Raw genomic sequence first — 23,200 nt, forward strand, 5'->3', positions numbered from 1 at the left:
CCCCGCCTCCGACCTGTCGGTGCGGGGCCGAGCCGGGGTTCGGTCGGAACGCATTTTCAGCGGCTGATCGCCGCGACGACGGCCTGAAGCGCAGCCGGAATGGCGTCCCCATTGGGGCCGCCGCCCTGGGCAAGGTCGTCCTTGCCGCCGCCGCCACCGCCGAGGATACCGGCGACGGTCTTGGCGAGAGCGCCGGCCGTGTGTCCGGCATCCCTGGCCGCCTGGTTGGTGGCAACGATCACGACCGGCTTGTCGGCGGCAACGGCCGAGAGGGCAACGACGACCGCGTCGGTTCCGAGGCGTTCCCTGGTCGCGAGGGCCAGCATGCGCACGTCGTCCGGGGAGCCCAGCACGCCGAGATCTTCGGCGACGACGGTTACGGCGCCGACCCGACGGGCCGTGGCCAGCAGGGCGGGAACCCGGTCGGTCAGGGCGCGGGCTTCGAAGGCGGCGATCTTCTTTTCGGCCGCTTTCAAACTCGTGACCAGATCGCTGATGCGCTGGGGGAGCTGGTCGCGCGGTGTTTTGAGGCTCGAGGTGAGCTCGGACACCAGCATCCGTTCAGCAGCGAGGTCGCGGAAGGCTTCGAGGCCGACGAGCGATTCGACCCGCCGGTTGGTCGATCCGACCGAAGCCTCGCTGATCAGGTTGATCATGCCAATCTCAGCGCTACTGGAGACGTGGGTGCCGGCACAGAGTTCGCGGGACCACGGACCGCCGATGTCAACGACACGCACGACGTCGCCGTACTTCTCCCCGAACAGGGCCATGGCACCGAGCGCCTTCGCCTCCGCAAGGGGCAGCTCCCGGGTGGAGACCGGCAGGTTGTCGCGGATGGCGTTGTTGGAAATCTCTTCGATCTCGGTGCGGGTCGCCGGTGACAGGGCCTGGTTCCAGGAGAAGTCAAGACGAAAAAATCCGGCTTTGTTGTAGGAGCCGGACTGGTGGGCGTTCGGGCCGAGCACCTGGCGCAGGGCCGCGTGCAAAACGTGCGTTCCGGAGTGCGCCTGGCGGGCGCCGCGACGCCAGCTCTCGTCGACCACGCTGGTTGCGCTGTCGCCGACAGCGACCTCACCGGACTGCACGAGCACCTTGTGACTGATCAGTCCCTTGACCGGCTTCTGCACGTCGAGCACCTTGAGCTCGTAGCCGGGACCGACGATGAGACCCGCATCCGCTTCTTGCCCGCCGGATTCGGCCCACAGGGCGGTTTCGGCGAGGATGACCTCCGCCGTCTCACCAGCGACCGCGCTCGTGACGGACTCGCCGTTCACAATGAGGCCCAGCACGCTCGACTCGTTCTGCAGGTCGTCGTACCCGGTGAACACGGTCTCGCCGAGGGCGCGGAAGACGCTGTAGACGCCGAGGTCGGCGAGGGTTGTCTTTTTGGACTTCGCATCGGCCTTCGCCATGGTGCGTTGCTTGGTCATGAGCACGTCGAACGCGTCGCGGTTCACGCTCAGGCCGGCCTCTTCGGCGATCTCGAGGGTGATCTCGATCGGGAAACCATAGGTGTCGTGCAGCAGAAAAGCGGTGGGACCAGCCAGTTCGGTCTTGTTGGCCTTTTTGGTCTTCGCCACGGCGAGGTCGAGCACGGCGCTGCCGCTCGCGAGGGTACGCAGGAAGGTTTCTTCCTCGGCGAACGCCGCCTGGCTGATGCGACCGAAGTCGCTCTTGACCTCGGGATACGCGGCGCTCATGGCGTCGCGGGAGGCTGGCAGCAGCTCAGGCAGGCTCACGGTGTCGACGCCGAGCAGGCGCATGGCGCGCACGCTGCGCCGCAGCAGGCGGCGGAGGATATAGCCGCGCCCCTCATTCGACGGCATGACGCCGTCGCTCATGAGCATGAGGGAGGAGCGCACGTGGTCGGCGACGATGCGCATGCGCACATCGTCATCGTGATCGGCGCCATAGCGTCGGCCCGACAGGGCGGCCGCGCGGTCGAGCACCGGGCGTACCTGGTCGATCTCGTACATGTTCTCGACGCCCTGCTTGAGGAAGGCGACACGTTCCAGGCCCATACCGGTGTCGATGTTCTTCTTCGGCAGGTCGCCGAGAATCTGAAAGTCGCTCTTGCCGGTGCTTTCGCCGCGCAAATACTGCATGAAGACGAGGTTCCAGATTTCGACGTAACGGTCGTCGTCGGTGGCCGGTCCGCCGTCCCTGCCGTAAGCGGGTCCACGGTCGAAGAAGATCTCCGAGCAGGGGCCGGCCGGCCCCGGCTGGCCGGTGGACCAGTAGTTGGATTCCATGCCGAGACGCTGAATGCGGTTTTCCGGCACTCCGAGTGCACGCCAATAGCGGTGCGCCTCGTCGTCGTCGAGGTAGATGGTGACCCAGAGGTCACTCTCTCGAAAACCATAACCGCCCTGATTCTCCGGGGTGGTCAGCAGCTCCCAGGCGAAGCCGATGGCCTCCTCCTTGAAGTAGTCGCCGAAGCTGAAGTTGCCGTTCATCTGAAAGAACGTGCCGTGGCGCGGGGTCTTGCCGACCTCTTCGATGTCGTTGGTGCGAATGCACTTCTGCACGCTCGTGGCGCGCGGGTACGGCGCGGGAACGAGCCCGGTGAGATATGGCACGAACGGCACCATGCCGGCCACCGTGAAGAGAAGGGTGGGGTCGTCGCTCACCAGCGACGCGGACGGCACAACGGTGTGTCCACGATCGGCGAAGAAGTCGAGCCAGCGCCCGCGAATGTCAGCAGTCTGCATGGTGTCCGTTTGTTCGTGGTGCATGAATGTGGTGGTGCTTCAAATCAGGGCTGCCTCAGTGCCGCTTCAGCTCAGCGGATGCCTACGGCGCGCCGGTCACGGGCGCCGTCCCAGCGGCATCGTCGTCGAGCGCGGCGTGCAGCTCGGCCTCGCGCTGGCGGTACCCCTCGGACATGGCCTCGCCGAACTCGCGTGCTTTGGTGTCGAGTTCGGTGAAAAACGCTTTGCCCTGCTGGGTTTTGTTAACCTCGTGGGCGACCACGAAGCCCGCGGCAACCCCGATAACCAACCAGATGACGTTCTTCATGGCGTTTCTCCCTGAATCTGCGCGGCTCAGAGCCGCAGACAATAGAACCGAATTGAATGAAGCCGGGCGCCGCTAGCCGAAGCTACCGATAAGTCGGGCGCGAGAATATCAACGCCGTGTCCAGAGTAGCCGGTCAACCCCGATTGCGCCGAGGCCGCGGCCGATCGCCACGAAAGGCCGCCCGCACGCCGGCCGAGAACCCGGCGAGCTTGATCAGCGGCCCGCCGACGGTCGCCGCGAACAACGCGACGAGCGCTGAGACGTTACCGGCGACATCCGCTACGTTGCTCGTGATGGTGTCCACCCGAATCAACTGTTGGTTGGTGGAGCGGATGGTCTCGGTCGTCTCGGCAAGCATCGGGGTGATTCCGTCGCTGAGTTCGTGGATGGCCGCGGTCGTCTCGTCGAATACCCGGCCTAGTTTGACCAGCGGGATGGCGATGACCGCGACCAGGATCGCGAACACGCCGGCAGCGATGAGGCCGGCAATATCTCCACCTGACACGGTGACTCCACTCTGTTCGAGGGCTCGGCGAGAGCCCGGGTATGCAAAAGGGCGGATCACCCTGAGGTGATCCGCCCTTCAGCGTACCGGTTGGTCTAGCGAGCTGCGTAGTACTCCACGACGAGCTGGACTTCACAGGTCACGGGGATCTCGATGCGCTTCGGGGCGCGCACCAGGCGGGCCTGAAGCTTGTCGAGCTCAACCTCGAGATACGGCGGGAGCTTGGGAAGCAGGTCGACGTGTCCGCCGGCTGCTGCAACCTGGAAGGGCTCCATGCCCTCGCTGCGAGCCTTGACGTGCATGAGCTGGCCCGGCTTCACGCGGAAGGAGGGCCGGTCGACGAGCTCTCCGTCGACGAGGATGTGACGGTGCACGATCATCTGGCGAGCCTGCGCGGTGGTGCGGGCGATCGCGGAACGAACGAGGAGGGCGTCGAGACGGGTCTCGAGGATCTCGACGAGGTTCTCACCGGTCAGTCCCTGGCGACGACGAGCCTGCTCGAAGGCAATCTTGAGCTGGGCTTCGCGGATGCCGTACTGGGCGCGTAAGCGCTGCTTTTCGCGCAGGCGCACGGCATAGTCAGAATCGGTCTTGCGCTTGGTGCGGCCGTGCTCACCGGGTGCATAGGGGCGCTTCTCGAGGAAGCGGGCTGCCTTCGGCGTGAGGGCGATGCCCAGGGCGCGCGAGAGGCGAGTTTTACTGCGGGTACGTGACTTGGTAGACACGGTTTCCTTTCAATCGGACTCAATAACAGGGATACCAGGGCGAGTGCGCACAAAGACGACACAGGTCATGGGAGATCAGAGGATTGGGTGCCATGGGACGTTCGGCTACAAAACGATTCCCCTCCAAACCGGAAACGGACGCAGCCGCATGCCGAAACCAGTTGTAGGCCTGCCAAGGTTAGCACACGACCGGATACTGCTCCTCGCGTTCCGGAGGCGTGCTGCGCCCACGGGCCATGCGCTCCTCGCTCAGGCGAAAACGCGCACCCCGCGGACAACCAGCCCCGCCCGAACCTCTACTGATTGCGAACGATGCGGCGGATTTTGAGCAGACGAGCTGAGATGTCGCGCTCGTGGCCGTGCTCGGTCGGTACGTAGTACTGGGTACTTTTCAGTTCGGAGGGTGGGTACTGCTGGGTGACCACGCCGAGGGCGTCGTCGTGTGGGTACAGGTAGCCCTTGCCATGCCCGAGGCGCTTGGCGCCCGGGTAGTGCGCGTCACGCATTCCCTTGGGCACGCGGCCCATCTTGCCGGCCCGCACGTCGGCGATCGCCGCGTCGAGGGCCATGTAGGCAGCATTGGATTTGGGGGCGGTCGCGAGGTGCACGACAGCCTGCGCGAGGGGAATGCGCCCCTCTGGCATGCCAATCAGCGCTACGGCGTCGGCGGCGGCCACGGCGATCAGCAGCGACTGCGGGTCGGCCATGCCGATGTCCTCCGAGGCGAGAATGATGATGCGGCGACAGATGTAGCGCGGGTCCTCACCGGCCTCGATCATGCGGGCAAGGTAGTGCAGCGCGGCGTCCACGTCGCTGCCGCGCACCGATTTGATGAAGGCACTGATCACATCGTAGTGCTCGTCGCCGTTGCGGTCGTACCGCAGCAGCGCCCGATCAACCGCGAGCGAGACGATGTCGGTTGTGATCACGGGCTTGCCGGTCGTATCCGCTTCACGGGTTGATTCAGCCGAAACGGATGCCGCCTCCAGCGCCGTCAGCGCCCGCCTCGCGTCGCCCGAAGCGAGTCGGATAATCGCGCTGCGAGCCTCGGGCTCCAGCTCGAACCGGCCGGCCAGGCCGCGCGCATCAATGACGGCCCGGTCGACCACGATGCCGAGGTCGTCATCGCTGAGCACCTCGAGGGTGAGCAGCAGAGACCGGGAAAGCAGGGGGGAGATGATCGAGAACGACGGGTTCTCGGTCGTCGCCGCGACCAGGATAATGACGCCGTTTTCCACGCCGGGCAACAGAGCGTCTTGCTGGGCCTTCGAGAAACGGTGGATCTCATCGAGAAACAACACGGTAGAGAGGCCGTAGAGATCGCGGTTGGTGCGGGCGTCTTCCATCACCTGGCGCACGTCGCGCACCCCGGCGGTCACGGCCGAGAGTTCAACGAATCGTCGCCCGGAACTGTGCGCGATCGTCTGCGCGAGGGTCGTCTTTCCGGTACCTGGCGGTCCCCACAGAATAACCGAAACGCTGCCGCGCTCCCCCGTCTTGTCGCTCGCCAGACTCATCAGCGGGGATCCCGGCGTCAACAGGTGACGCTGACCGGCGACCTCGTCGAGGGTTTTCGGGCGCATTCGTACGGCGAGGGGGGCCTCAACACTGCGCAGACCCGGTTGAGCATTCGACATTCCTCCAGCGTAGTTTGTGCGTAGAGTTCTACGAGGTCGGGCGTGTTAGCGCCTGATTGCTTTTTGTTCGGCCGTCGCCAACCCCCGACGGCCCTGGAGGGGTTCCAAGTGGCTTCGAATTACAAGCTTGAGCGTGCGGCACGTGAAGAGCGCGGCCGTGTGCGTTCCTACCAGGCCCGGCGGGCCGTTCACGAACACCAGCACCGGCGTCGCGTGCGCGACAACGTGATCGCGGGCGGCGGTTTGCTCGTCGTACTGACTCTCATCGTCGTCGCGCAGGTGTTCTACTTCGACGGCGGCCCCGGCACCCCGGCGCTCACAGCACCCGGGAGCGCAACTCCGACCCCGGCCGCCACTGCGGCCGCCGGTGAGAACTCGGGTGACGTACCCGCGAGCGCCCTTGCCGAGGACCGCACCTGGACCGGCACGCTCACTCTCAATGACATTCCGCTTGGCATCGAACTCGACGGTGCGCTCGCCCCGCAGGGCGTCTCTTCCACCATCAGCCTCGCTCAGAGCGGGTTTTACACCGGCGTCAGCTGCCACCGCCTCACCGACGGCGGCTTCTTCGTGCTGCAGTGCGGAGATCCAGACGCGAACAGCACGAGCACAGATGCCACGCACGGCCCAGGTTACAGTTACGGCCCCGTCGAGAACGCCCCGGCCGACGACGTCTACCCGGCCGGCACGCTCGCGATGGCCAGGCAGAGCGGCAACGGGTACAGCATGGGCAGTCAGTTCTTCGTGGTCTACGACGACACGACCATTCCCTCCGACGCCGGCGGCGGCTACACCGTGCTCGGTCACGTCACGAGTGGACTCGACGAGCTCAAGGCCCAGATCACGGATGCCGGTACCGCTGACGCCTCCGGAGACGGCGCCCCGAAGGTGCCCACGACGATCACCGCCATAACAGTTCAGTAGGATCGATCGACCACCCTGTGCTAGTGCAATAGGCTTATCAGGGTATTTCTTAGGTTTCGCACTCTCCACTCCCGCGGATCCATACACAACAACTCAGCAAAGGTGAGGCTCTTGACTACGACAGATCAGCAACCATGGGGTCGCGTAGACGAAACCGGCACGGTTTACGTGCGCGAGGCAGACGGCGAACGCGCCGTCGGCCAGTACCCGGATGCCACTCCGAAAGAGGCACTGGCCTACTTCGAACGCAAGTACGTTGAGCTCAACGGTCAGGTCACCCTGCTCGAGCAGCGTGCTAAGGGTGGCGCTCCAGCCGCGGACATCGCCAAGTCGGTCGCCAACCTGACCGTTGCCGTTGCCAATGCCAACGCCGTGGGCAACCTCGCCGCACTGGCCGAACGTCTCGGCGCCCTCGGTGGAGCCGTAAGCGAGCTCACCGAACAGCAGAGCATCGAAACGAAGGCCGCATCTGCTGCTGCCGTAGCCGAGCGAGCGGAGATCGTAACCGAGGCCGAACGCCTGGCCGCCGAAGATCCGGCCAAGACGCAGTGGAAGCAGACCAGCGCAGCCCTCGACGCCCTGTTCGCCAAATGGCAGGCCCACCAGCACGACGCCCCGCGCATCCCCAAAGGCGAGGCCAACGACCTGTGGAAGCGTTTTCGTGCCGCACGCACCACTATCGAGCAGAACCGTAAGGCGTTCTTTGCTGAACTCGACAGCGCTCACAAAGACGTTCGCGCCAAAAAGCAGCACCTGATCGAACAGGCAGAGGCCCTGGCCCCCCAGGGCGCCGACGGAGTCGGTACCTACCGCAACCTGCTCGACGAGTGGAAAAAAGCCGGCCGCAGCGGCAAGAAGCAGGACGACGCCATGTGGGCGAAGTTCAAGGCCGCCGGCGACGTGCTCTACTCGGTCAAGAGTGAGGTCGAAGCCCAAGACAATGAGGAGTTCTCCGCGAACCTCGTACTCAAGCTCGAACTACTGACCCAGGCCGAGACCCTGCTCACCACCACCGATCGCAACGCCGCGCGTGACACCCTCACCACGATCCAGCGCAAGTGGGACGAGATCGGCAAGGTTCCCCGCGACCAGGTCAAGCCAATCGAGGATCGTCTCCGCAAGGTGGAGGCTGTCGTGCGCAAACTCGACGACGACCATTGGAAGCGCAACAATCCCGAGACGAAGGCCCGCACCGAGGGCCTCGCCGGTCAGCTGAACGACGCGATCGCCAAGCTCGAGGCTGAACTCGCCACGGCACAGAAGGGCCAGAACGCCCGCGCCATCAAGGACGCCACCGAAGCGCTCGAGGCCCGAAAGTCCTGGCTCAAGGCGATCGGCGAGTAGTCCGCACGAGCACTCCCCGCGGTTATCCACACTCAGCTTGCGGCACTGCGCTTCTCCACAGATCCGGGCTCCCTCGGGGGCCTGGATCTGGTTAAGCATCATTCTGGTCGCATGACAGTTCCACGGGAACGAGTGTTCACGGTCAACGACCTGCCGCTCGCCGAACTCTACGGCGCCCGCCTCGACGGGCAGGTTTTTCAACTCGCCGACTCCTGGTGTGTGATCGACGAGATAGACGGATGCTCCAGCCGAGCCGTCGCTGCCAGCCAGCTGGTCCCGCCCCGCGCCATCGCCGAGCGGCTCACTGCCGCGTGGATCTACGGCGTGGCACCGGAGCCGCGCCGGCACCAGTTCTGTGTCGTGATCGGGGCTCGTACGACGGCACTGTGGTCGCCGCGGGCGCAGGTGCGCGAGATCGTGCGCACCCCTGAAGACGTGCACACTATTGCGGGCGTGCGGATCACCACCCCCCTGCGTACCGCCGTCGATCTGGCCCGTTACACACCGCCGTCAGCATCGTCAGCATCATCGTCGTCGAACGAACTCACCGCGCTGCTGGCACGCCTGCTGCACTACGGCACGTACGCCGATGTCACGGACGCCGTGCACCTGTGCAAACGGGGCAGCGCCGCCCACAGCACCCTGGCCGTCGCCCGATTCGCGGCCGTTAGCGCACCGCTTTCTGCGCTGCGCCAACGCACCGACCCGAGCAGTCGACCAGTGCCGCCGGTTAGCCGTCGCTGACCCGATAGACGTCGTAGACGGCATCAATGCGCCGCACGGCGTTGAGTACGCGGTCGAGATGGGTGGTGTCCCCCATCTCGAATACAAACCGGCTGAGTGCCAGCCGGTCGCTCGAGGTGTTGACGGTGGCCGAGAGAATGTTCACGTGGTGCTCCGACAACACGCGCGTGACGTCGGAGAGCAGTCCGGACCGGTCGAGGGCTTCAATTTGAATGTGCACCAGGAACAGACTCTTCGAGGTGGGTGCCCACTCCACCTCGATCATGCGCTCGGGTTCCTTGAGCAGGGACTGCACGTTGTGGCAGGCGGCCTGATGCACCGAGACGCCAGCGCCGCGGGTGACAAAGCCGACGATCTTGTCCCCCGGCACGGGCGTGCAGCACCGGGCCAGCTTGACCAGAATGTCTGGCGCACCGCGAACGAGCACTCCCGAGTCACCGTTACGGGCGGTTTGCGGCCGGCCCCGTGCGGCGACCGGAAAGTCGTTGCTGTCGTTGTCTTCGATGCTCTGCACCGAGGAGACAACCTTCTCGAGCACGGACTGGGTGGAGACGTGGCCCTCACCGACGGCGGCGTAGAGCGCCGATACATCCTCGTATTTGAGTTGGGCGGCAACCTCCGCGAAGGAGTCCTGGTTCATCAGCTTCTGCAGCGGAAGGTTCTGCTTGCGCATTGCCCGCGCGATCGCGTCGCGGCCCTGCTCGATGGCTTCGTCGCGGCGCTCCTTGGTGAACCACTGCCGAATCTTGTTGCGCGCCCGAGGGCTCTTAACGAAGTTCAGCCAGTCTTTGCTCGGGCCGGAGTCGGGGTTCTTCGAGGTGAAAACCTCGACCACGTCCCCCGTGATGAGCTCACTCTCAAGCGGTACCAGTCGGCCGTTGACCTTGGCGCCCATGGTGCGGTGGCCGACCTCGGTGTGCACGGCATAGGCAAAGTCGACCGGGGTAGCGCCGGAGGGCAGGCCGATGACGCGGCCTTTCGGCGTGAAAACGTAGACCTCTTTGGCACCGATCTCATAACGCAGCGAGTCGAGGAACTCACCGGGGTCGGCAGTCTCAGCCTGCCAGTCTGAGATGTGAGCGAGCCACGCCATGTCGGTGTCGCTCTGCGGGCCGGGCCCGCCGGCACTCTTGCCGTTGACCTGTTCCTTGTATTTCCAGTGTGCGGCGACGCCGAACTCGGCGCGCTGGTGCATCTCGGTCGTGCGGATCTGAATCTCAACGGCGCGGCCGCTCGGGCCGAGCACTGTCGTGTGCAACGACTGGTACAGGTTGAACTTGGGAGTGGCGATGTAGTCCTTGAACCGGCCGGGCAGCGGCGTCCACCTGGCGTGGATCGAGCCGAGCACCGCGTAGCAGTCCCGCACGGAGTTCACGAGCACACGAATTCCGACGAGGTCATAGATCTCATCGAACTCCCGACCGCGCACAACCATTTTCTGGTAGATCGAGTAGTACTGCTTGGGGCGCCCGGCGACCTTGCCGCGAATGCGCGCCGATTTGAGATCGTCGTTGATGGTGTCGATGACCTGCTGAACGAACTCTTCCCGTTGCGGCGTGCGTTGCTTGACCAGGCTTTCGATCTCCGCGTACAACTTGGGGTACAGCACGGCGAACGAGAGATCTTCGAGTTCCCATTTGATGGTCTGGATTCCCAGGCGGTGCGCGAGGGGCGCGTAGATCTCCAAGGTCTCTGTGGCCTTGCGCACGGCGGATTCGTTGGGCACGAAGCCCCAGGTGCGCGCATTGTGCAACCGGTCAGCGAGTTTGATGATGAGCACACGAATGTCTTTGGACATGGCGACGATCATCTTGCGCACGGTCTCGGCCTGGGTCGAATCGCCGTACTTCACCTTGTCGAGCTTGGTGACCCCGTCAACGAGCATCGCAATTTCATCGCCGAAGTCGGCCCGCAGGGCGTCTAGGGTGTAGTCGGTGTCTTCGACGGTATCGTGCAGCAGAGCCGCAGCGATGGTTTTAGTGCCGATGCCGAGGTCGGCCAGAATCTGTGCCACGGCGACCGGGTGTGTGATGTACGGCTCGCCGCTGCGACGCAGCTGACCGTCATGTGCGCGCTCAGCGGCCGTATAGGCCCGTTCGATGATCGACAGGTCCACCTTGGGGTGGTTCAGTCGCACCGTCTTGATCAGGCGGTCGACGGCTCCGGCAGGCTGCGCCCGGGAGAAGATGCGGGGAACCAGACGGCGCAGAGACGCCGGGGAGGGGGTCGTCGTGTCCGTCATAGTCTCACCTCGTACGTCGTCCTATCATCTGCGCGAGCCCGGCGAAGATGCAGGGGCGGGTTCGCGTACTGTCAATTATGCCGGTTCTGCGGGAGGCACCCGTACGCCGCAAGCGATCACGCGCCGGTCACACGCAGAAACGGCCGGCCCGCACGGACCGACCGTTCCGTTCCACGGATTGCTGGAGCTACGCCGTGACGCTCTCGGCGGCCGGAGCCGACGCTTTCGCACGGGCCGCCAGGGCTTTCTTGTCATGCTTGCGGATGGCATCCTCACCGTTTCGCAGCTGGGCGTACAGCGGCGAGGCAATGAAGATGGTCGAGTAGGTCCCAACCAAAATTCCGATAAGCAGGGCAAGCGAGATGTCGCGCAGGGTACCGGCCCCCAGCACGAACGCACCGATAAACAGAATGGATGCCACTGGCAAAGCCGCCACTACGGACGTGTTAATGGAACGCACGAGCGTCTGATTGACGGCGAGGTTGACCGATTCGGAGAAGGTTCGGCTCGAGCCTGAACCGTCGAAGTTGGTATTCTCACGAATCTTGTCGAAGACCACGACCGTGTCGTAGAGCGAGTAGCCAAGAATCGTCAGAAAACCGATCACCGCGGCCGGTGTGATTTCGAAACCGGTGATTCCGTAGAATCCGGCGGTGATGACGAGGTCGTGCAGCAGCGCGACCATGGCTGCCACCGACATCTTCCAGGTGCGAAAGTAGATCGCCATGATGATGCCGGCGAGTACGAGGAACACGACGAGAGCGCGCAGAGCCTGCCCGGTGATGTCCTGACCCCAGGTGGCTCCGATGAACGAGGTGGCCACTTCAGCGACCGGCACGTCGAAGGCGGCAGCGAGTGCGTCGCGCACTCCTGTCGTCTCCGTTTCGGACAGCTGGTCGGTCTGCACGCGCACACCATCGGAGCCGACGGTGGAGATCTTCGGAACGGCATCGGGAACGACGCTCGCCACGGCATCCGTTGCGATGCTCTCGGACTGGCTCGTCGTCTGCGAGACGACGAACTGGCTTCCGCCGGTGAACTCGATACCGAAGACGAACCCGCCGCGCAGCAGGAACGGGCCGACCAGGGCGATGAGGATCATACCGGCGGCGATCAGATACCAGAGTTTGCGACGCCCGACGATATTGAGCGAACGAGCGCCCGTGTAGAGATCATTTCCAAATTTCGAGAAGCTGGCCATCAGGAATCCTTCCCGTCCGTCGATCGATCAGTACTGGTACCCGCAAGCTTGGTGCCCACGAGCTCAGACGCCTTACGCTCGGCGATCGTCTGTCGCTTGGTGGCCTCCTTGCTCGAGGAAGAGACTTTGGTCGGCGATATCGACGCCGAGGGCTCGAACCGAGCCCGTCCGCGGTACACAGCGCCGAGGGCGCGCGGGTCGAGTCCGCTGAGTTTGTGGCCCTCGTTGAAGAATTTCGTCTTGGCGATCAGCTGCAGCATCGGGTGCGTGAACAGGCTGACCACGAGAAGGTCGACGATCGTGGTGAGACCGAGGGTAAGGGCGAAGCCACGCACATTGCCAACCGCGAGCACGAACAGTACGGCGGCGGCGAGGAAGTTGACGACGTCGGAGGCGACAATGGTGCGGAAAGCGCGCTTCCAACCGGCTTCGACCGACGATTCCAGCCCGCGACCATCACGCAATTCGTCGCGCACACGTTCGAAGTAGACGATGAACGAGTCGGCGGTGATACCGATGGCCACGATCAGACCGGCGACACCGGCCAGCGACAGCCGATACCCCTCGCGCCAGGACAGGATGGTGATGAGCAGGTAGGTGATCACCGCTGCGACTCCGAGGGAGGCGACGGTGACCAGTCCGAGCAGTCGGTACTGTGCGAGCGAATACATGACCACGAGGATCAAACCGATCAGACCGGCGATGAGGCCGTTGAGCAGCTGCGTCGAGCCGAGCGTCGCCGAAATGGTGTCCTGGCTCTGCACCGTGAAGCTGATCGGGAGGGCACCGAATTTGAGCTGGTCGGCGAGGGCCTTGGACGTCTCCTGGTCGAACGAGCCGGTGATCTGCGGCTTGCCGTCGAGGATTGCAGCCTGCGTGGCCGGGGCCGAGATCACGTGCCCGTCGAGCACGATCGCAAACTGGTTCTGCACACCGGTGAGGTTGAACAGACGCTGGGTGACATCGGCGAACTTCGAGGTTCCATCGTTGTTGAAGACGATGTTCACAGCCCACTCGCCGGTGGTCGCACCGCTCTGCGTGGTGCGCTGGCCGTTGGTCGCGTCCGCGATCGTTGAACCATCTACCTCGACCGGACCGAGGATGTACTTGACCGAGTCGTCGGACTCGCAGGTAATGAGGGGAGCATTCGCCGGTGCCACGTTGGTCGCGTTGATTTTGCTGCAGTCGAAGGCGTCGTACTCCGCCTGGAGTGCGGGAGTGACGTAGTTGAGGTCGCTCGCGTCGGTCGGCTCAACCGCGGGTGTGGTCGACAGTGTCGGATCGACGGTCGCCTCCGGTGCCGGCGTCGCTGTACCGTCAGCGCCGACGGTCTGGCCGGACGGCTGGCCAGCGACGAGCACGGCCCGAAATTCAAGTTTGGCCGACGACTTGATGCGTTCCAGGGTGGCGTCGTCGGGGGTACCGGGGATCGATACCACGATGTTCTGCCCGCCCTGGGTATTGATCTCCGACTCTGAGACGCCGGAAGAGTCGACGCGCTGGCGGATGATGCCCACGGCCTCGCTCAGCTGGTCCGACGTGACCGTTTGCCCGCTCTCGATCTGCGGTGCGAGGATGATCTGCGTTCCACCCTCAAGGTCGAGCGCCAGCTTGGGCGTCCACGATCCGTTCTGGGTGAACACGCCGAAAGCGTTGAGGGCGATCAGGCCGACGATGAGTACGCCCAACCAGGTCAGGGAACGCCAGGCCTTTTTGGCCGGAGACGACGACTTAGCCACCTATGAACTCAGCTTTCTGTTGGCGCCCACGCCAGAATGCGTGGGCGCGCCGCGTGATGCAGTACGTATGTCGTGCCAAGCGAGTATGACCTAAAAAGCAGGAGCTACGCGTCACCCTTTTTGGGCTGCTCGGTAGTGTCAGTGTCGGTGTCGACGACTCGCTGTCCGAATTCCGGCTCAGTGAGCGAGTCGATGCTGTCGACACTGGTGTCTTCGAGATCCTCGGAAACGACCGGCTCGACCACGCGAGCGATGGTCTGGCGGTGAATTTCAACGATGACGCCGGGGGCGATTTGCAGTTCGACCTTGTTGGCCTCTTCATCGATGGCACGGATCGTACCGTACATGCCGAAGTTGGTCATGACGTCGGCGCCGGGAACCATGGTGGACTGCAGTGCCTCCTGGTCTTTCTTGCGCTTGCGTCCGTTGCGGAACATGAAGAAGACGAGAACAGCCAAAACGGCCAGCATGACGAGAGTCAGATTATCCATAGAGCGGTGAAACCTTTCGATTGCGGCACGAGTGGCCGAAGATTGTGAGTCTGGACCCAGATATGTCACGAGCAGTCGCCCGGGATTTTTTGGGTATAGACAAGGGGGCCAAATTGAATTATAGGTCAAGAAGGGTGGCACTGCCCGGTGCAGTCAAGCCCGGTGGAGCAGCCAGACCAAAGTGTTGCCACGCTGCGCTGGTGGCAACGCGCCCTCGCGGGGTACGCGTGAGGAAGCCTATCCGTACCAGGAACGGCTCCACGACCGCCTCCACCGTTTCGGACTCCTCACCCACCGAGACGGCGAGCGTGTTCAGGCCGACGGGCCCACCCCCAAAGCGCGTCAGGATGATCTTCATGACCTCACGGTCGAGTCGATCAAGACCGATCGCATCGACGTCATACAACTCAAGGGCCGCGTGCACGGCCGCGATGTCGGCCGCTCCCCCGTGCACGAGGGCGTAGTCCCGCACCCGACGCAGCAGGCGGTTCGCGATTCGCGGTGTGCCGCGGCAGCGTCCGGCGATTTCGGCGAGGGCATCCGCTTTGATCGGCAGGCCGATCAGCTGCGCGGCCCGGCCAAGAACCTGCTCGAGTTCGCTTTCGGCATAAAATTCCAGGTGCGCTGTGAAACCAAAACGGTCGCGCAGGGGGTTGGGTAGCAAACCGGACCGCGTCGTGGCACCGACCAGGGTGAACGGCGCCAGATCGAGCGGTACCGATGTTGCACCGGCGCCCTTGCCGACCATAATGTCAATGCGAAAGTCTTCCATGGCGAGGTAGAGCATTTCTTCGGCCGAGCGGGCCATGCGATGGATTTCGTCGATGAACAGCACTTCGCCGGGCACCAACGATGACAGCACGGCTGCGAGATCGCCGGCGTGTTGAATGGCCGGGCCGCTCGACATGCGCAGCGGGCGGTTGCCCTCGTAGGCGACGATCATGGCCAGGGTGGTCTTGCCGAGGCCGGGTGGGCCGGCCAGAAGGATGTGGTCTGGGGTACGATTCTGCATGGTCGCTGCGGTTAGCAGCAGCTGCAACTGCCCGCGCACCTTCTTCTGGCCGACGAATTCGGCCAGGCTCGCCGGGCGCAGCGCGCCCTCGAAGGCCAGCTCGGATTCGCTCTCCAACGAGGGGTTGCTGAGTTCAACGGCGGGATGCTCCGCGGCAGGGTAGTCGGCGGCGGGGTCGGGGTTCATGAGAGGTCCTTGCCGGTCGCAGCTGCGGCCGCCGAACCCGGTGCATGGTGCGCGGCCGGGCCGAGGCGACCGAGGGCTAGTCTGAGCACGGCGGCGACCGCCGGCGGCGCGGAATCGGGGCCGGCTACATCCGCCAATTCGGTGAGGGTTTCGTCGACGACCTCGGCCGCTACGCGTTCGGACCAGCCAAGGCCGATCAGTGCCGCCTGCACGCTCGCGGCGACGGAGGTGGCCCCCGGCTGGCGGCTCGGGGCGCTGGCAGTCGTCACGGCGAGTTTGCCGGCGAGGGAGAGCACGATGAGTTTCGCGGTCTTCGGCCCGATGCCGCTGACCTTGCGGAACGCGCCGTCGTCGTCGCCGGCTACGGCCTGGGCGATCTGGTTCGGGGTGAGCACGGCGAGCACGCCCAGGGCCGACTTGGGGCCAACGCCGGTGACTCCGACGAGCAGTTCGAAGACCGTGAGTTCATCAGCGGTGGGAAAGCCATAGAGGGTGAGCGAATCTTCGCGCACGATGAGCGTGGTCATCAGCCGGGCTTCGTCGTTGACGCGCACACCCAGTGCTGTGGCCGGAGTCACCTGCACGGCCAGGCCGACTCCCCCGACTTCGATTACCACCGTTGCTGAGCTGGCGGTTAAGCCGAGGGCTGAGAGGACAAGGCCACGTACGGAAGAGATCACCGCTTAAGACTACGGGGCACCACCGACAGTGCCGGTACAGACACCCCTGGCGCCGACCCGCGTTCAGCGGCGCGCCACGCCTTCTGGGCCGGGGTGAGGGCGCCGGTCGGGACCGCGGCAGCTTTCACCGAGGCAACGGTCGGCAGGGTGCCACCGGATGCTCCGGTTCGCCAGGCGTGGCAGATGGCGAGGGCGAGGGCATCCGCTGCGTCGGCCGGTTTGGGGATCTCGGTCAGCCCGAGGATGCGGGCGACCATGGTGCCGACCTGCTTCTTGTCGGCGGCACCATAACCGGTGATCGCGGCTTTGACCTCGCTCGGCGTGTGCAGCGTCACCGGCAGACCGCGCTGCGCGGCCAGCAGAAGGGCGACCCCGCTGATCTGAGCGGTACCCATGACGGTGCGCACGTTGTGCTGGGCGAAGACCCGCTCAATGGCGATGAACTGCGGCCGGTGGCGGTCGAGCATTTCTTCCAGCCCCTGGGACAACAGCAGCAACCGCTGCTCAAGGGGCAGATCGGGCGCGCTGCGCAGCACGGTCACGTCCACGAGGCGGGCCGACCGATTGCCGTCGACGTCGACGACGCCGACACCGCAGCGCGTGAGGCCCGGGTCGATGCCGAGAACCCGGACCGCCATCGAACTACTCTGACTCGCTCGCGAGGGTGGCCTGCACGTCGGCCGACAGGTCGTAGTTGGAATACACGTTTTGCACGTCGTCGAGGTCTTCCATCGCGTCGATCAGGTGGAACACCTTACGGGCGGTTTCGGCGTCGACCTCAATCTTGAGCGAAGGAATGAAGGCGATATCCGCTGACTCATAGTCGATGCCGGCGGCCTGCAGCGCGGTGCGGGTGGCGACGAGATCGCTCACGTTGGAGTGGATCTCGAAGGTTTCGCCCTCATCGATGACCTCTTCGGCACCGGCATCGAGAACGGCGAGCATGATGTCGTCCTCGGTGATCGTCGGCAGGTGCTTGACCACCACAACGCCCTTACGGTGAAAATTGTAGGCGACACTTCCCGGGTCGGCCATGGCTCCGCCGTTGCGGGCCATCGTGGTTCGAACTTCGGCCGCAGCGCGGTTCTTATTGTCGGTGAGACACTCGATCATGATCGCTACGCCGTGGGTGGCGTAGCCCTCGTACATGATGGTCGTGTAGTCGACCTGCTCACCCGATAGCCCGGCACCGCGCTTGACGGCGCGGTCGATGTTGTCGTTGGGCACCGAGGTCTTCTTGGCCTTCTGAATGGCGTCGACCAGGGTGGGGTTGCCCGAGAGGTCTGCGCCGCCCAGTCGGGCCGCGACCTCGATGTTCTTGATGAGCTTGGCGAACGCCTTGGCCCGCCTGGAATCGGTGACCGCCTTCTGGTGCTTGGTGGTGGCCCATTTGGAATGCCCGGACATACATCTCCCGTTGTTGTGCTCGATCAAGCTGTGTACGATCAAGTTCTTTGTGATCGCTGCGAAGTGGGTGCACGCGCGGTGCCGAGCCAGTCTATCCCGGAGTGACTTCGAGCAGCTTGTGCAGTGTGTTCAGGTTACGGGTGGTGGTCGTGTCGCGGTACTTGAGCTTGGCGCTTTTCTTGCTGAAGGCACTCTTGATGCCAACGGCCTTGCGCACCTCCCAATACAGCACACCGTGACCAAGTTCGATTCGTTCGTCGGACGGCTCGAGCTCCTTGGCGTGCCCGGCAAGTTCGCTGAGGTGGCCAGGGTCAGAGGAGAACATGACATAGGAATGCCAACCGTCGTGGTCGGCAGTGAACGGGTAGGCGCGCACGATTCGGTCGAGGGATTCGGCGTCGACGAGCACGATCCACGCTTCATACTCGAACCGCGCGGTCAGGGCCGCTTCGATGCGCACCTTGAGTGCGGCGGCATCCGCCTTGTCGACGAGCGGACTGTCGATACTGAAGAGCACATTTCCACTCGCCAGAACCGTTTTAACGTCGGTGTAGCCGAGTCCATAGAAAACGTCGGCAAGATCGGCCATGGCAATCGTAATGCCGTTGACATTGATGCCACGGAGCAGTGCTACATAACGGGTCATCGTTGACCACCGGTTGTCTGAGTCATGTCTGAACCCTAGCCACACTCGCGCGCCCGGCACAAATGAGTGTCTCCTCACCGCGCGGCGGCGACCAGTTTCTGCAGGAAATACTGGTGAAAACGGTATTCTCCGGTGATTTCCGGGTGAAAGGAGGTTCCGAGCAGGTTGCCTTGCTCCACGGCGACGCATCGCCCGTCGTCGAGGGTGGCCAGAGCCCTCGCTCGCGGGCCGACGGTCTCGACGACCGGAGCCCGGATGAACACCGCGTGTACCGGCAGGTCACCGAGCACCGGAATGTCGAGGTCGGTCTCAAAGGAGGCCGTCTGGGAGCCGAACGCGTTGCGCCGCACTTTGATGTCGAGTCCGCCGAGACTCTGCTGCCCGTTCATGCCGTCGAGAATCGTGTCGGCGAGCATGATCAGGCCGGCGCAGGTGCCGTACACCGGCAACCCGCCGCGGATGGCCGTCTGGAGCGGCTCCGCGAGGCCGAACGTGCGCGCGAGTTTGTCCATGACGCTCGATTCGCCGCCCGGAATGACCAGACCATCGATTCGGTCGAGTTCTTCCGGACGGCGCACCAGATCGACGATCGCTCCGAGCTCACGCAAAACCAGCGCGTGCTCACGAAAATCCCCCTGCAGCGCGAGCACCCCGACCCGCAGTCCTGCCGGTACAACGGTTTCTGTCGGTCGGGTACCCACGGAGAGGATCGTCACGAACGGATGCGCTACCAGCCGCGGGTGGAGAGGAGGTGCGGCGCGGGAATGTCGGACACGTTGATGCCGACCATGGCCTCGCCGAGGCCGCGCGAGACTTCTGCGATGACCTTGGCGTCGTCGTAGAACGTGACGGCCTTGACGATGGCTGCTGCGCGCTGCTCTGGGTTGCCCGACTTGAAGATTCCGGAGCCGACGAACACGCCATCAGCACCGAGCTGCATCATCATGGCAGCGTCGGCCGGGGTGGCCACGCCTCCAGCGGTGAACAGCACGACGGGCAGCTTACCGGTCGAGGCGATCTCGGCTACGAGCTCGTACGGGGCCTGCAGCTCCTTGGCAGCGACGTACAGTTCGTCACGGCTCATTGAGGTGAGGCGCTTGATCTCGCCGTTGATGGTGCGGATGTGCTTGGTGGCTTCCGAGACGTCTCCGGTGCCGGCCTCGCCCTTGGATCGGATCATGGCCGCGCCCTCGTTGATGCGGCGAAGCGCCTCACCGAGGTTGGTGGCGCCACAGACGAAGGGAATGGTGAAGTTCCACTTGTCGATGTGGTTCTTGTAGTCGGCCGGGCTGAGCACTTCGGACTCGTCGATGTAGTCGACGCCGAGTACCTCGAGAATCTGCGCTTCGACGAAGTGGCCGATGCGGGCCTTCGCCATGACCGGAATGTTAACCTCGGCGATGATGCTGTCGATCAGGTCGGGGTCGCTCATGCGGGCCACGCCACCCTGCGAGCGGATGTCGGCGGGAACGCGTTCGAGTGCCATGACGGCGACAGCGCCGGCGTCTTCAGCAATTCGAGCCTGGGCAGCGGTGACGACGTCCATGATGACGCCGCCCTTGAGCATTTCGGCGAGTCCACGCTTGACGCGGCTCGAGCCGAACTGCTCTGCGGAGTTTGATTCAGTCATAACTACGATCCTATTCCTTACACGGTGGTGGTCTGGTCGGGGCTGGTGTGGGCAGAGCGGGAACGGGCGGAGGCATACCAGCAGGCATCCGGCCGTGGGACACGAGCTAGCGGGTGGTCGTGGCTGGCCAGCCGTCGGCAATTTCACGGCGCACGTCGCCGAGCAGACGAGGAATGGCTTTAGTGCCGGCGATGATGGGAAAGAAGTTGGAGTCCAGAGCCCACCGCGGCACGATGTGCTGGTGCAGGTGCTCGGCGATGCCGGCCCCGGCGATACGCCCCTGGTTCATGCCGATGTTGAATCCGTCACAATTCGATACCTGAGTGAGCACCCGCATGGCAATCTGGGTGAGTTCACCGATCTCGGCGACCTCCTCTGGAGTGGCCTGGTCATAGGTGGCGACGTGCCGATACGGGCAGACCAGCAGGTGACCGCTGTTGTAGGGGAACAGGTTGAGCAGCACGTAGGCATGGGTACCACGCGCCACAATCAGCGCCTTCTCATCGTCCAGCCCCGGCGCGATGCAGAAGGGACAGTCGTCGGGATGCGGCTGCTGTCCATCCTGGATGTAGACCATCCGATGCGGCGTCCAGAGCCGTTGGAAGGCATCCGGAACGGCCGCGAATTCGGCCGACGTCTCGCCGGCGTCTGCCGAATCGGAACCCCGCAGCCGATCGGAAGGAATTTTGCCCACGCTAAGCCTGCACGTCGGCCGCGACGGGAATTATCGGGGCGACCGGGGAGGTCACGACCTGGGCGCGGTTCTCGATAGACTCCACGATCATGCGCACGGCCTCGGCAACCGGCACGCCGTTCTGCTGCGTGCCGTCGCGGTAGCGAAAGCTCACCGCACCGTTGGCCTGGTCGTCCTCGCCCACGATGAGCTGGTACGGCACCTTGGCCTTGGTGTGGGTGCGGATCTTTTTTTGCATGCGATCGTCGGAATGGTCGACCTCTGCGCGTACGCCGGCCTTCTTCAAGGTTGCGATCACGTCGTCGAGATAGGGGCCGTACTGCTCAGATACCGGGATGCCGACGACCTGAACCGGCGCCAACCACACCGGGAAGGCCCCGGCATAGTGCTCGGTGAGCACGGCGAAGAACCGCTCGATCGAGCCGAACAGGGCACGGTGGATCATGACGGGGCGCTGGCGACTGCCATCGTTCGCGGTGTACTCCAGGTCGAACCGTTCGGGCAGGTTGAAGTCGAGCTGAATGGTCGACATCTGCCAGGTGCGACCGATGGCGTCGCGGGCCTGCACCGAGATCTTGGGGCCGTAGAAGGCTGCCCCGCCCGGGTCGGCGACCAGATCGAGACCGGATGCCTCGGCGACCTCCCGCAGCGTCTGGGTGGCTTCCTCCCAGGCGTCGTCACTGCCGACGAACTTCTTCGGGTCTTTGGTGGACAGTTCGAGGTAGTAGTCCTCGAGGCCGTAATCGGCGAGGAGCGCCAGCACGAAGTTGAGGGTGCTCGTGAGCTCCTCTTTCATGCCTTCCTTGGTCGTGTAGATGTGGGCGTCGTCCTGGGTCATGCCGCGTACGCGGGTGAGCCCGTTGAGCACGCCGGACTTCTCATAGCGATAGACCGACCCGAATTCGAACAGGCGCATCGGCAGCTCACGGTAGCTGCGGCCGCTCGATTTGAAGATGAGGTTGTGGAACGGGCAGTTCATGGGCTTGAGATAATAGTCGACGCCCTGGCGCGTGACGTGGCCGGTCTCGTCGCGTTCCTCGTCGAGGTGCATCGGGGGGAACATGCCCTCGCGGTACCAGTCGAGGTGGCCGGAGGTTTCGAACAGGGTCGACTTGGTGATGTGCGGGGAGTACACAAAGTCGTAGCCGGCTTCGGTGTGGCGTTTGCGAGAGTAGTTCTCCATCTCCTGCCGGATGATGCCGCCCTTGGGGTGGAAGACGGCCAGGCCCGAACCGATCTCCTCGGGAAAGCTGAATAGGTCCAGCTCGGCGCCGAGCTTGCGGTGGTCGCGTTTGGCAGCCTCTTCCTGGCGAGTCTGGTACCCGCGCAGCTCGTCTTTGGTGGGCCACGCGGTGCCGTAGATGCGCTGCAGCTGCGGGTTCTTCTCCGAACCGCGCCAGTAGGCGGCGGCCAGGCGGGTGAGCGAATATCCGTTGCCGATCATGCGGGTGTTGGGCAGGTGCGGGCCGCGGCAGAGGTCTTTCCAGACCGTCTGGCCCGTCTTCGGGTCGACGTTGTCGTAGATGGTGAGCTCGGCGCCGCCGACCTCGACCGATTCTTCGTCGGCGGTCGGGCTGTTGTTGGCGGCGGCATCGCCGCCCTCGCCGGGCCCGCCCTTGATGCCGATCAGCTCGAGCTTGTAGGGTTCCGCGGCCAGTTCGGCGCGGGCCTCGTCGTGGGTGACCACGCGCCGCACGAAACGCTGGCCCTGACGGATGATGCGGTCCATCGCCTTTTCCAGCGATTTGATGTCGTCCGGCGTGAACGGCTCGGCGACGTCGAAGTCGTAGTAGAAGCCGTCGGTGACAAATGGGCCGATGCCGAGGCGGGCGGCCGGGTTCACGGTCTGCACCGCCTGAGCGAGCACGTGGGTGGCCGAGTGGCGCAGAATATTGAGGCCGTCGGGAGAATTTATGCTGACCGGTTCGACGGCATCCGTTGGCAACACGGTGGCCGCCAGATCTTTCAACTCCCCGTTGACGCGCATTGCGACAACGGATCGATCGGTGAAAAGCGCAAAGCCGTCAGCCACGTGTATAACTCCCTGTTGTTTGCCTACCCGTCAACTTTAGCGGCGTGCAGGAGCGCGCTCGTCGGCAGCAGCAAAGGGCACACCGCGTCACGGCCTTTCGGGCACAAAAAAACCCCGCTTTACCGGGGTTTTTACTGTGGGCGATACTGGGATCGAACCAGTGACCTCTTCCGTGTCAGGGAAGCGCGCTACCGCTGCGCCAATCGCCCAAGTTTCTGGGAACTGCATATTCTAAGAACCAGCACAAAGAATGGAGGTGGGTACGGGATTCGAACCCGTGTTAACGGCTTTGCAGGCCGCTGCCTCGCCTCTCGGCCAACCCACCGTATGGGTTCGTACCAGA

General features: G+C 64.1%; 21 protein-coding genes and 2 tRNA genes. 3 read left to right on the forward strand and 20 right to left on the reverse strand.

Annotated features, from left to right (window positions below):
* Positions 1-56 precede the first annotated feature (56 nt).
* The 5 genes from alaS to QMK31_RS01810 all read right to left on the reverse strand — a co-directional run bounded on the left by alaS (position 57) and on the right by QMK31_RS01810 (position 5,885).
* Entirely contained in the window at positions 57-2,711 is a 2,655-nt protein-coding gene (gene alaS, locus QMK31_RS01790; RefSeq protein WP_283499234.1) for an alanine--tRNA ligase, read from the reverse strand.
* An 82-nt stretch (positions 2,712-2,793) separates the two neighbouring features.
* Complete coding sequence (locus QMK31_RS01795; protein WP_283499235.1) at positions 2,794-3,018, reverse strand: hypothetical protein; 225 nt, start codon at positions 3,016-3,018, stop codon at positions 2,794-2,796.
* Between the two features lie 133 nt (positions 3,019-3,151).
* Positions 3,152-3,523: a DUF948 domain-containing protein gene (locus tag QMK31_RS01800; protein WP_283499236.1), complete on the reverse strand. Its 372-nt coding sequence runs from the start codon at positions 3,521-3,523 to the stop codon at positions 3,152-3,154.
* 95 nt (positions 3,524-3,618) lie between these two features.
* Entirely contained in the window at positions 3,619-4,248 is a 630-nt protein-coding gene (rpsD, locus tag QMK31_RS01805; protein WP_092107727.1) for a 30S ribosomal protein S4, read from the reverse strand.
* 296 nt (positions 4,249-4,544) lie between these two features.
* Complete coding sequence (locus QMK31_RS01810) at positions 4,545-5,885, reverse strand: replication-associated recombination protein A (RefSeq protein ID WP_283499237.1); 1,341 nt, start codon at positions 5,883-5,885, stop codon at positions 4,545-4,547.
* A 108-nt stretch (positions 5,886-5,993) separates the two neighbouring features.
* Here QMK31_RS01810 and QMK31_RS01815 point away from each other — a divergent pair, with 108 nt between their 5' ends.
* From QMK31_RS01815 to QMK31_RS01825, 3 genes are all read left to right on the forward strand, one after another.
* Complete coding sequence (locus QMK31_RS01815) at positions 5,994-6,809, forward strand: peptidylprolyl isomerase (protein WP_283499238.1); 816 nt, start codon at positions 5,994-5,996, stop codon at positions 6,807-6,809.
* 111 nt (positions 6,810-6,920) lie between these two features.
* Complete coding sequence (locus tag QMK31_RS01820; protein ID WP_283499239.1) at positions 6,921-8,153, forward strand: DUF349 domain-containing protein; 1,233 nt, start codon at positions 6,921-6,923, stop codon at positions 8,151-8,153.
* Positions 8,154-8,264: 111 nt separating this feature from the next.
* Positions 8,265-8,897 (forward strand): type IV toxin-antitoxin system AbiEi family antitoxin, encoded by a 633-nt coding sequence (locus QMK31_RS01825; RefSeq protein WP_283499240.1) that lies wholly within the window; start codon positions 8,265-8,267, stop codon positions 8,895-8,897.
* On the opposite strand, the gene QMK31_RS01830 is transcribed toward QMK31_RS01825, so the two are convergent.
* From QMK31_RS01830 to QMK31_RS01900, 15 genes are all read right to left on the reverse strand, one after another.
* Positions 8,884-11,139 (reverse strand): RelA/SpoT family protein, encoded by a 2,256-nt coding sequence (locus QMK31_RS01830; protein WP_283499241.1) that lies wholly within the window; start codon positions 11,137-11,139, stop codon positions 8,884-8,886. The genes QMK31_RS01825 and QMK31_RS01830 overlap by 14 nt on opposite strands.
* 187 nt (positions 11,140-11,326) lie before the next feature.
* A complete protein-coding gene (gene secF / locus QMK31_RS01835; protein WP_283499242.1) occupies positions 11,327-12,340 on the reverse strand; it encodes a protein translocase subunit SecF in 1,014 nt (337 codons plus the stop codon).
* Entirely contained in the window at positions 12,340-14,079 is a 1,740-nt protein-coding gene (gene secD / locus QMK31_RS01840; protein WP_283499243.1) for a protein translocase subunit SecD, read from the reverse strand. The genes secF and secD overlap by 1 nt, the downstream gene beginning before the upstream one ends.
* Positions 14,080-14,183: 104 nt before the next feature.
* On the reverse strand, positions 14,184-14,570 hold the full coding sequence (gene yajC / locus QMK31_RS01845; protein WP_283499244.1) for a preprotein translocase subunit YajC: 387 nt from the start codon (positions 14,568-14,570) through the stop codon (positions 14,184-14,186).
* Positions 14,571-14,688: 118 nt separating this feature from the next.
* Positions 14,689-15,768: a Holliday junction branch migration DNA helicase RuvB gene (ruvB, locus tag QMK31_RS01850; RefSeq protein ID WP_283499245.1), complete on the reverse strand. Its 1,080-nt coding sequence runs from the start codon at positions 15,766-15,768 to the stop codon at positions 14,689-14,691.
* A complete protein-coding gene (gene ruvA / locus QMK31_RS01855; RefSeq protein ID WP_283499246.1) occupies positions 15,765-16,448 on the reverse strand; it encodes a Holliday junction branch migration protein RuvA in 684 nt (227 codons plus the stop codon). The genes ruvB and ruvA overlap by 4 nt, the downstream gene beginning before the upstream one ends.
* On the reverse strand, positions 16,445-17,086 hold the full coding sequence (gene ruvC / locus QMK31_RS01860; RefSeq protein WP_283499247.1) for a crossover junction endodeoxyribonuclease RuvC: 642 nt from the start codon (positions 17,084-17,086) through the stop codon (positions 16,445-16,447). Before ruvC ends, ruvA begins: the two co-directional genes overlap by 4 nt.
* Before the next feature lie 4 nt (positions 17,087-17,090).
* On the reverse strand, positions 17,091-17,855 hold the full coding sequence (locus QMK31_RS01865) for a YebC/PmpR family DNA-binding transcriptional regulator (RefSeq protein ID WP_283499248.1): 765 nt from the start codon (positions 17,853-17,855) through the stop codon (positions 17,091-17,093).
* A gap of 91 nt (positions 17,856-17,946) precedes the next feature.
* Positions 17,947-18,501, reverse strand: coding sequence for a DUF1697 domain-containing protein (locus QMK31_RS01870; RefSeq protein WP_283499249.1), 555 nt, complete (start codon positions 18,499-18,501; stop codon positions 17,947-17,949).
* A gap of 74 nt (positions 18,502-18,575) precedes the next feature.
* Complete coding sequence (gene pdxT, locus QMK31_RS01875; RefSeq protein WP_283499796.1) at positions 18,576-19,211, reverse strand: pyridoxal 5'-phosphate synthase glutaminase subunit PdxT; 636 nt, start codon at positions 19,209-19,211, stop codon at positions 18,576-18,578.
* 17 nt (positions 19,212-19,228) lie between these two features.
* The gene (pdxS, locus tag QMK31_RS01880) at positions 19,229-20,131 is read right to left on the reverse strand and encodes a pyridoxal 5'-phosphate synthase lyase subunit PdxS (protein ID WP_092107697.1); all 903 of its coding nucleotides are present in this window, start codon (positions 20,129-20,131) and stop codon (positions 19,229-19,231) included.
* Positions 20,132-20,237: 106 nt separating this feature from the next.
* The gene (locus QMK31_RS01885) at positions 20,238-20,801 is read right to left on the reverse strand and encodes an HIT family protein (protein WP_283499797.1); all 564 of its coding nucleotides are present in this window, start codon (positions 20,799-20,801) and stop codon (positions 20,238-20,240) included.
* 25 nt (positions 20,802-20,826) lie between these two features.
* On the reverse strand, positions 20,827-22,812 hold the full coding sequence (thrS, locus tag QMK31_RS01890; protein WP_283499798.1) for a threonine--tRNA ligase: 1,986 nt from the start codon (positions 22,810-22,812) through the stop codon (positions 20,827-20,829).
* Between the two features lie 182 nt (positions 22,813-22,994).
* Positions 22,995-23,066 (reverse strand) — tRNA-Val (locus QMK31_RS01895).
* A gap of 42 nt (positions 23,067-23,108) precedes the next feature.
* Positions 23,109-23,182, reverse strand: a tRNA-Cys gene (locus tag QMK31_RS01900).
* Between the last annotated feature and the right edge of the window lie 18 nt (positions 23,183-23,200).

The sequence above is a fragment of the Cryobacterium sp. PH31-O1 genome, from assembly GCF_030063455.1.
Classification (GTDB): domain Bacteria; phylum Actinomycetota; class Actinomycetes; order Actinomycetales; family Microbacteriaceae; genus Cryobacterium.

Bases quoted from the DNA above. Each gene is read 5' to 3' on its own strand.
- pdxS (WP_092107697.1), bottom strand. From the start codon at position 20,131: ATGACTGAATCAAACTCCGCAGAGCAGTTCGGCTCGAGCCGCGTCAAG.
- QMK31_RS01870 (WP_283499249.1), bottom strand. From the start codon at position 18,501: ATGACCCGTTATGTAGCACTGCTCCGTGGCATCAATGTCAACGGCATT.
- alaS (WP_283499234.1), bottom strand. From the start codon at position 2,711: ATGCAGACTGCTGACATTCGCGGGCGCTGGCTCGACTTCTTCGCCGAT.
- QMK31_RS01830 (WP_283499241.1), bottom strand. From the start codon at position 11,139: ATGACGGACACGACGACCCCCTCCCCGGCGTCTCTGCGCCGTCTGGTT.
- QMK31_RS01825 (WP_283499240.1), top strand. From the start codon at position 8,265: ATGACAGTTCCACGGGAACGAGTGTTCACGGTCAACGACCTGCCGCTC.
- thrS (WP_283499798.1), bottom strand. From the start codon at position 22,812: ATGCGCGTCAACGGGGAGTTGAAAGATCTGGCGGCCACCGTGTTGCCA.
- QMK31_RS01810 (WP_283499237.1), bottom strand. From the start codon at position 5,885: ATGTCGAATGCTCAACCGGGTCTGCGCAGTGTTGAGGCCCCCCTCGCC.
- yajC (WP_283499244.1), bottom strand. From the start codon at position 14,570: ATGGATAATCTGACTCTCGTCATGCTGGCCGTTTTGGCTGTTCTCGTC.
- ruvB (WP_283499245.1), bottom strand. From the start codon at position 15,768: ATGAACCCCGACCCCGCCGCCGACTACCCTGCCGCGGAGCATCCCGCC.
- secF (WP_283499242.1), bottom strand. From the start codon at position 12,340: ATGGCCAGCTTCTCGAAATTTGGAAATGATCTCTACACGGGCGCTCGT.
- ruvC (WP_283499247.1), bottom strand. From the start codon at position 17,086: ATGGCGGTCCGGGTTCTCGGCATCGACCCGGGCCTCACGCGCTGCGGT.
- QMK31_RS01865 (WP_283499248.1), bottom strand. From the start codon at position 17,855: ATGTCCGGGCATTCCAAATGGGCCACCACCAAGCACCAGAAGGCGGTC.
- QMK31_RS01795 (WP_283499235.1), bottom strand. From the start codon at position 3,018: ATGAAGAACGTCATCTGGTTGGTTATCGGGGTTGCCGCGGGCTTCGTG.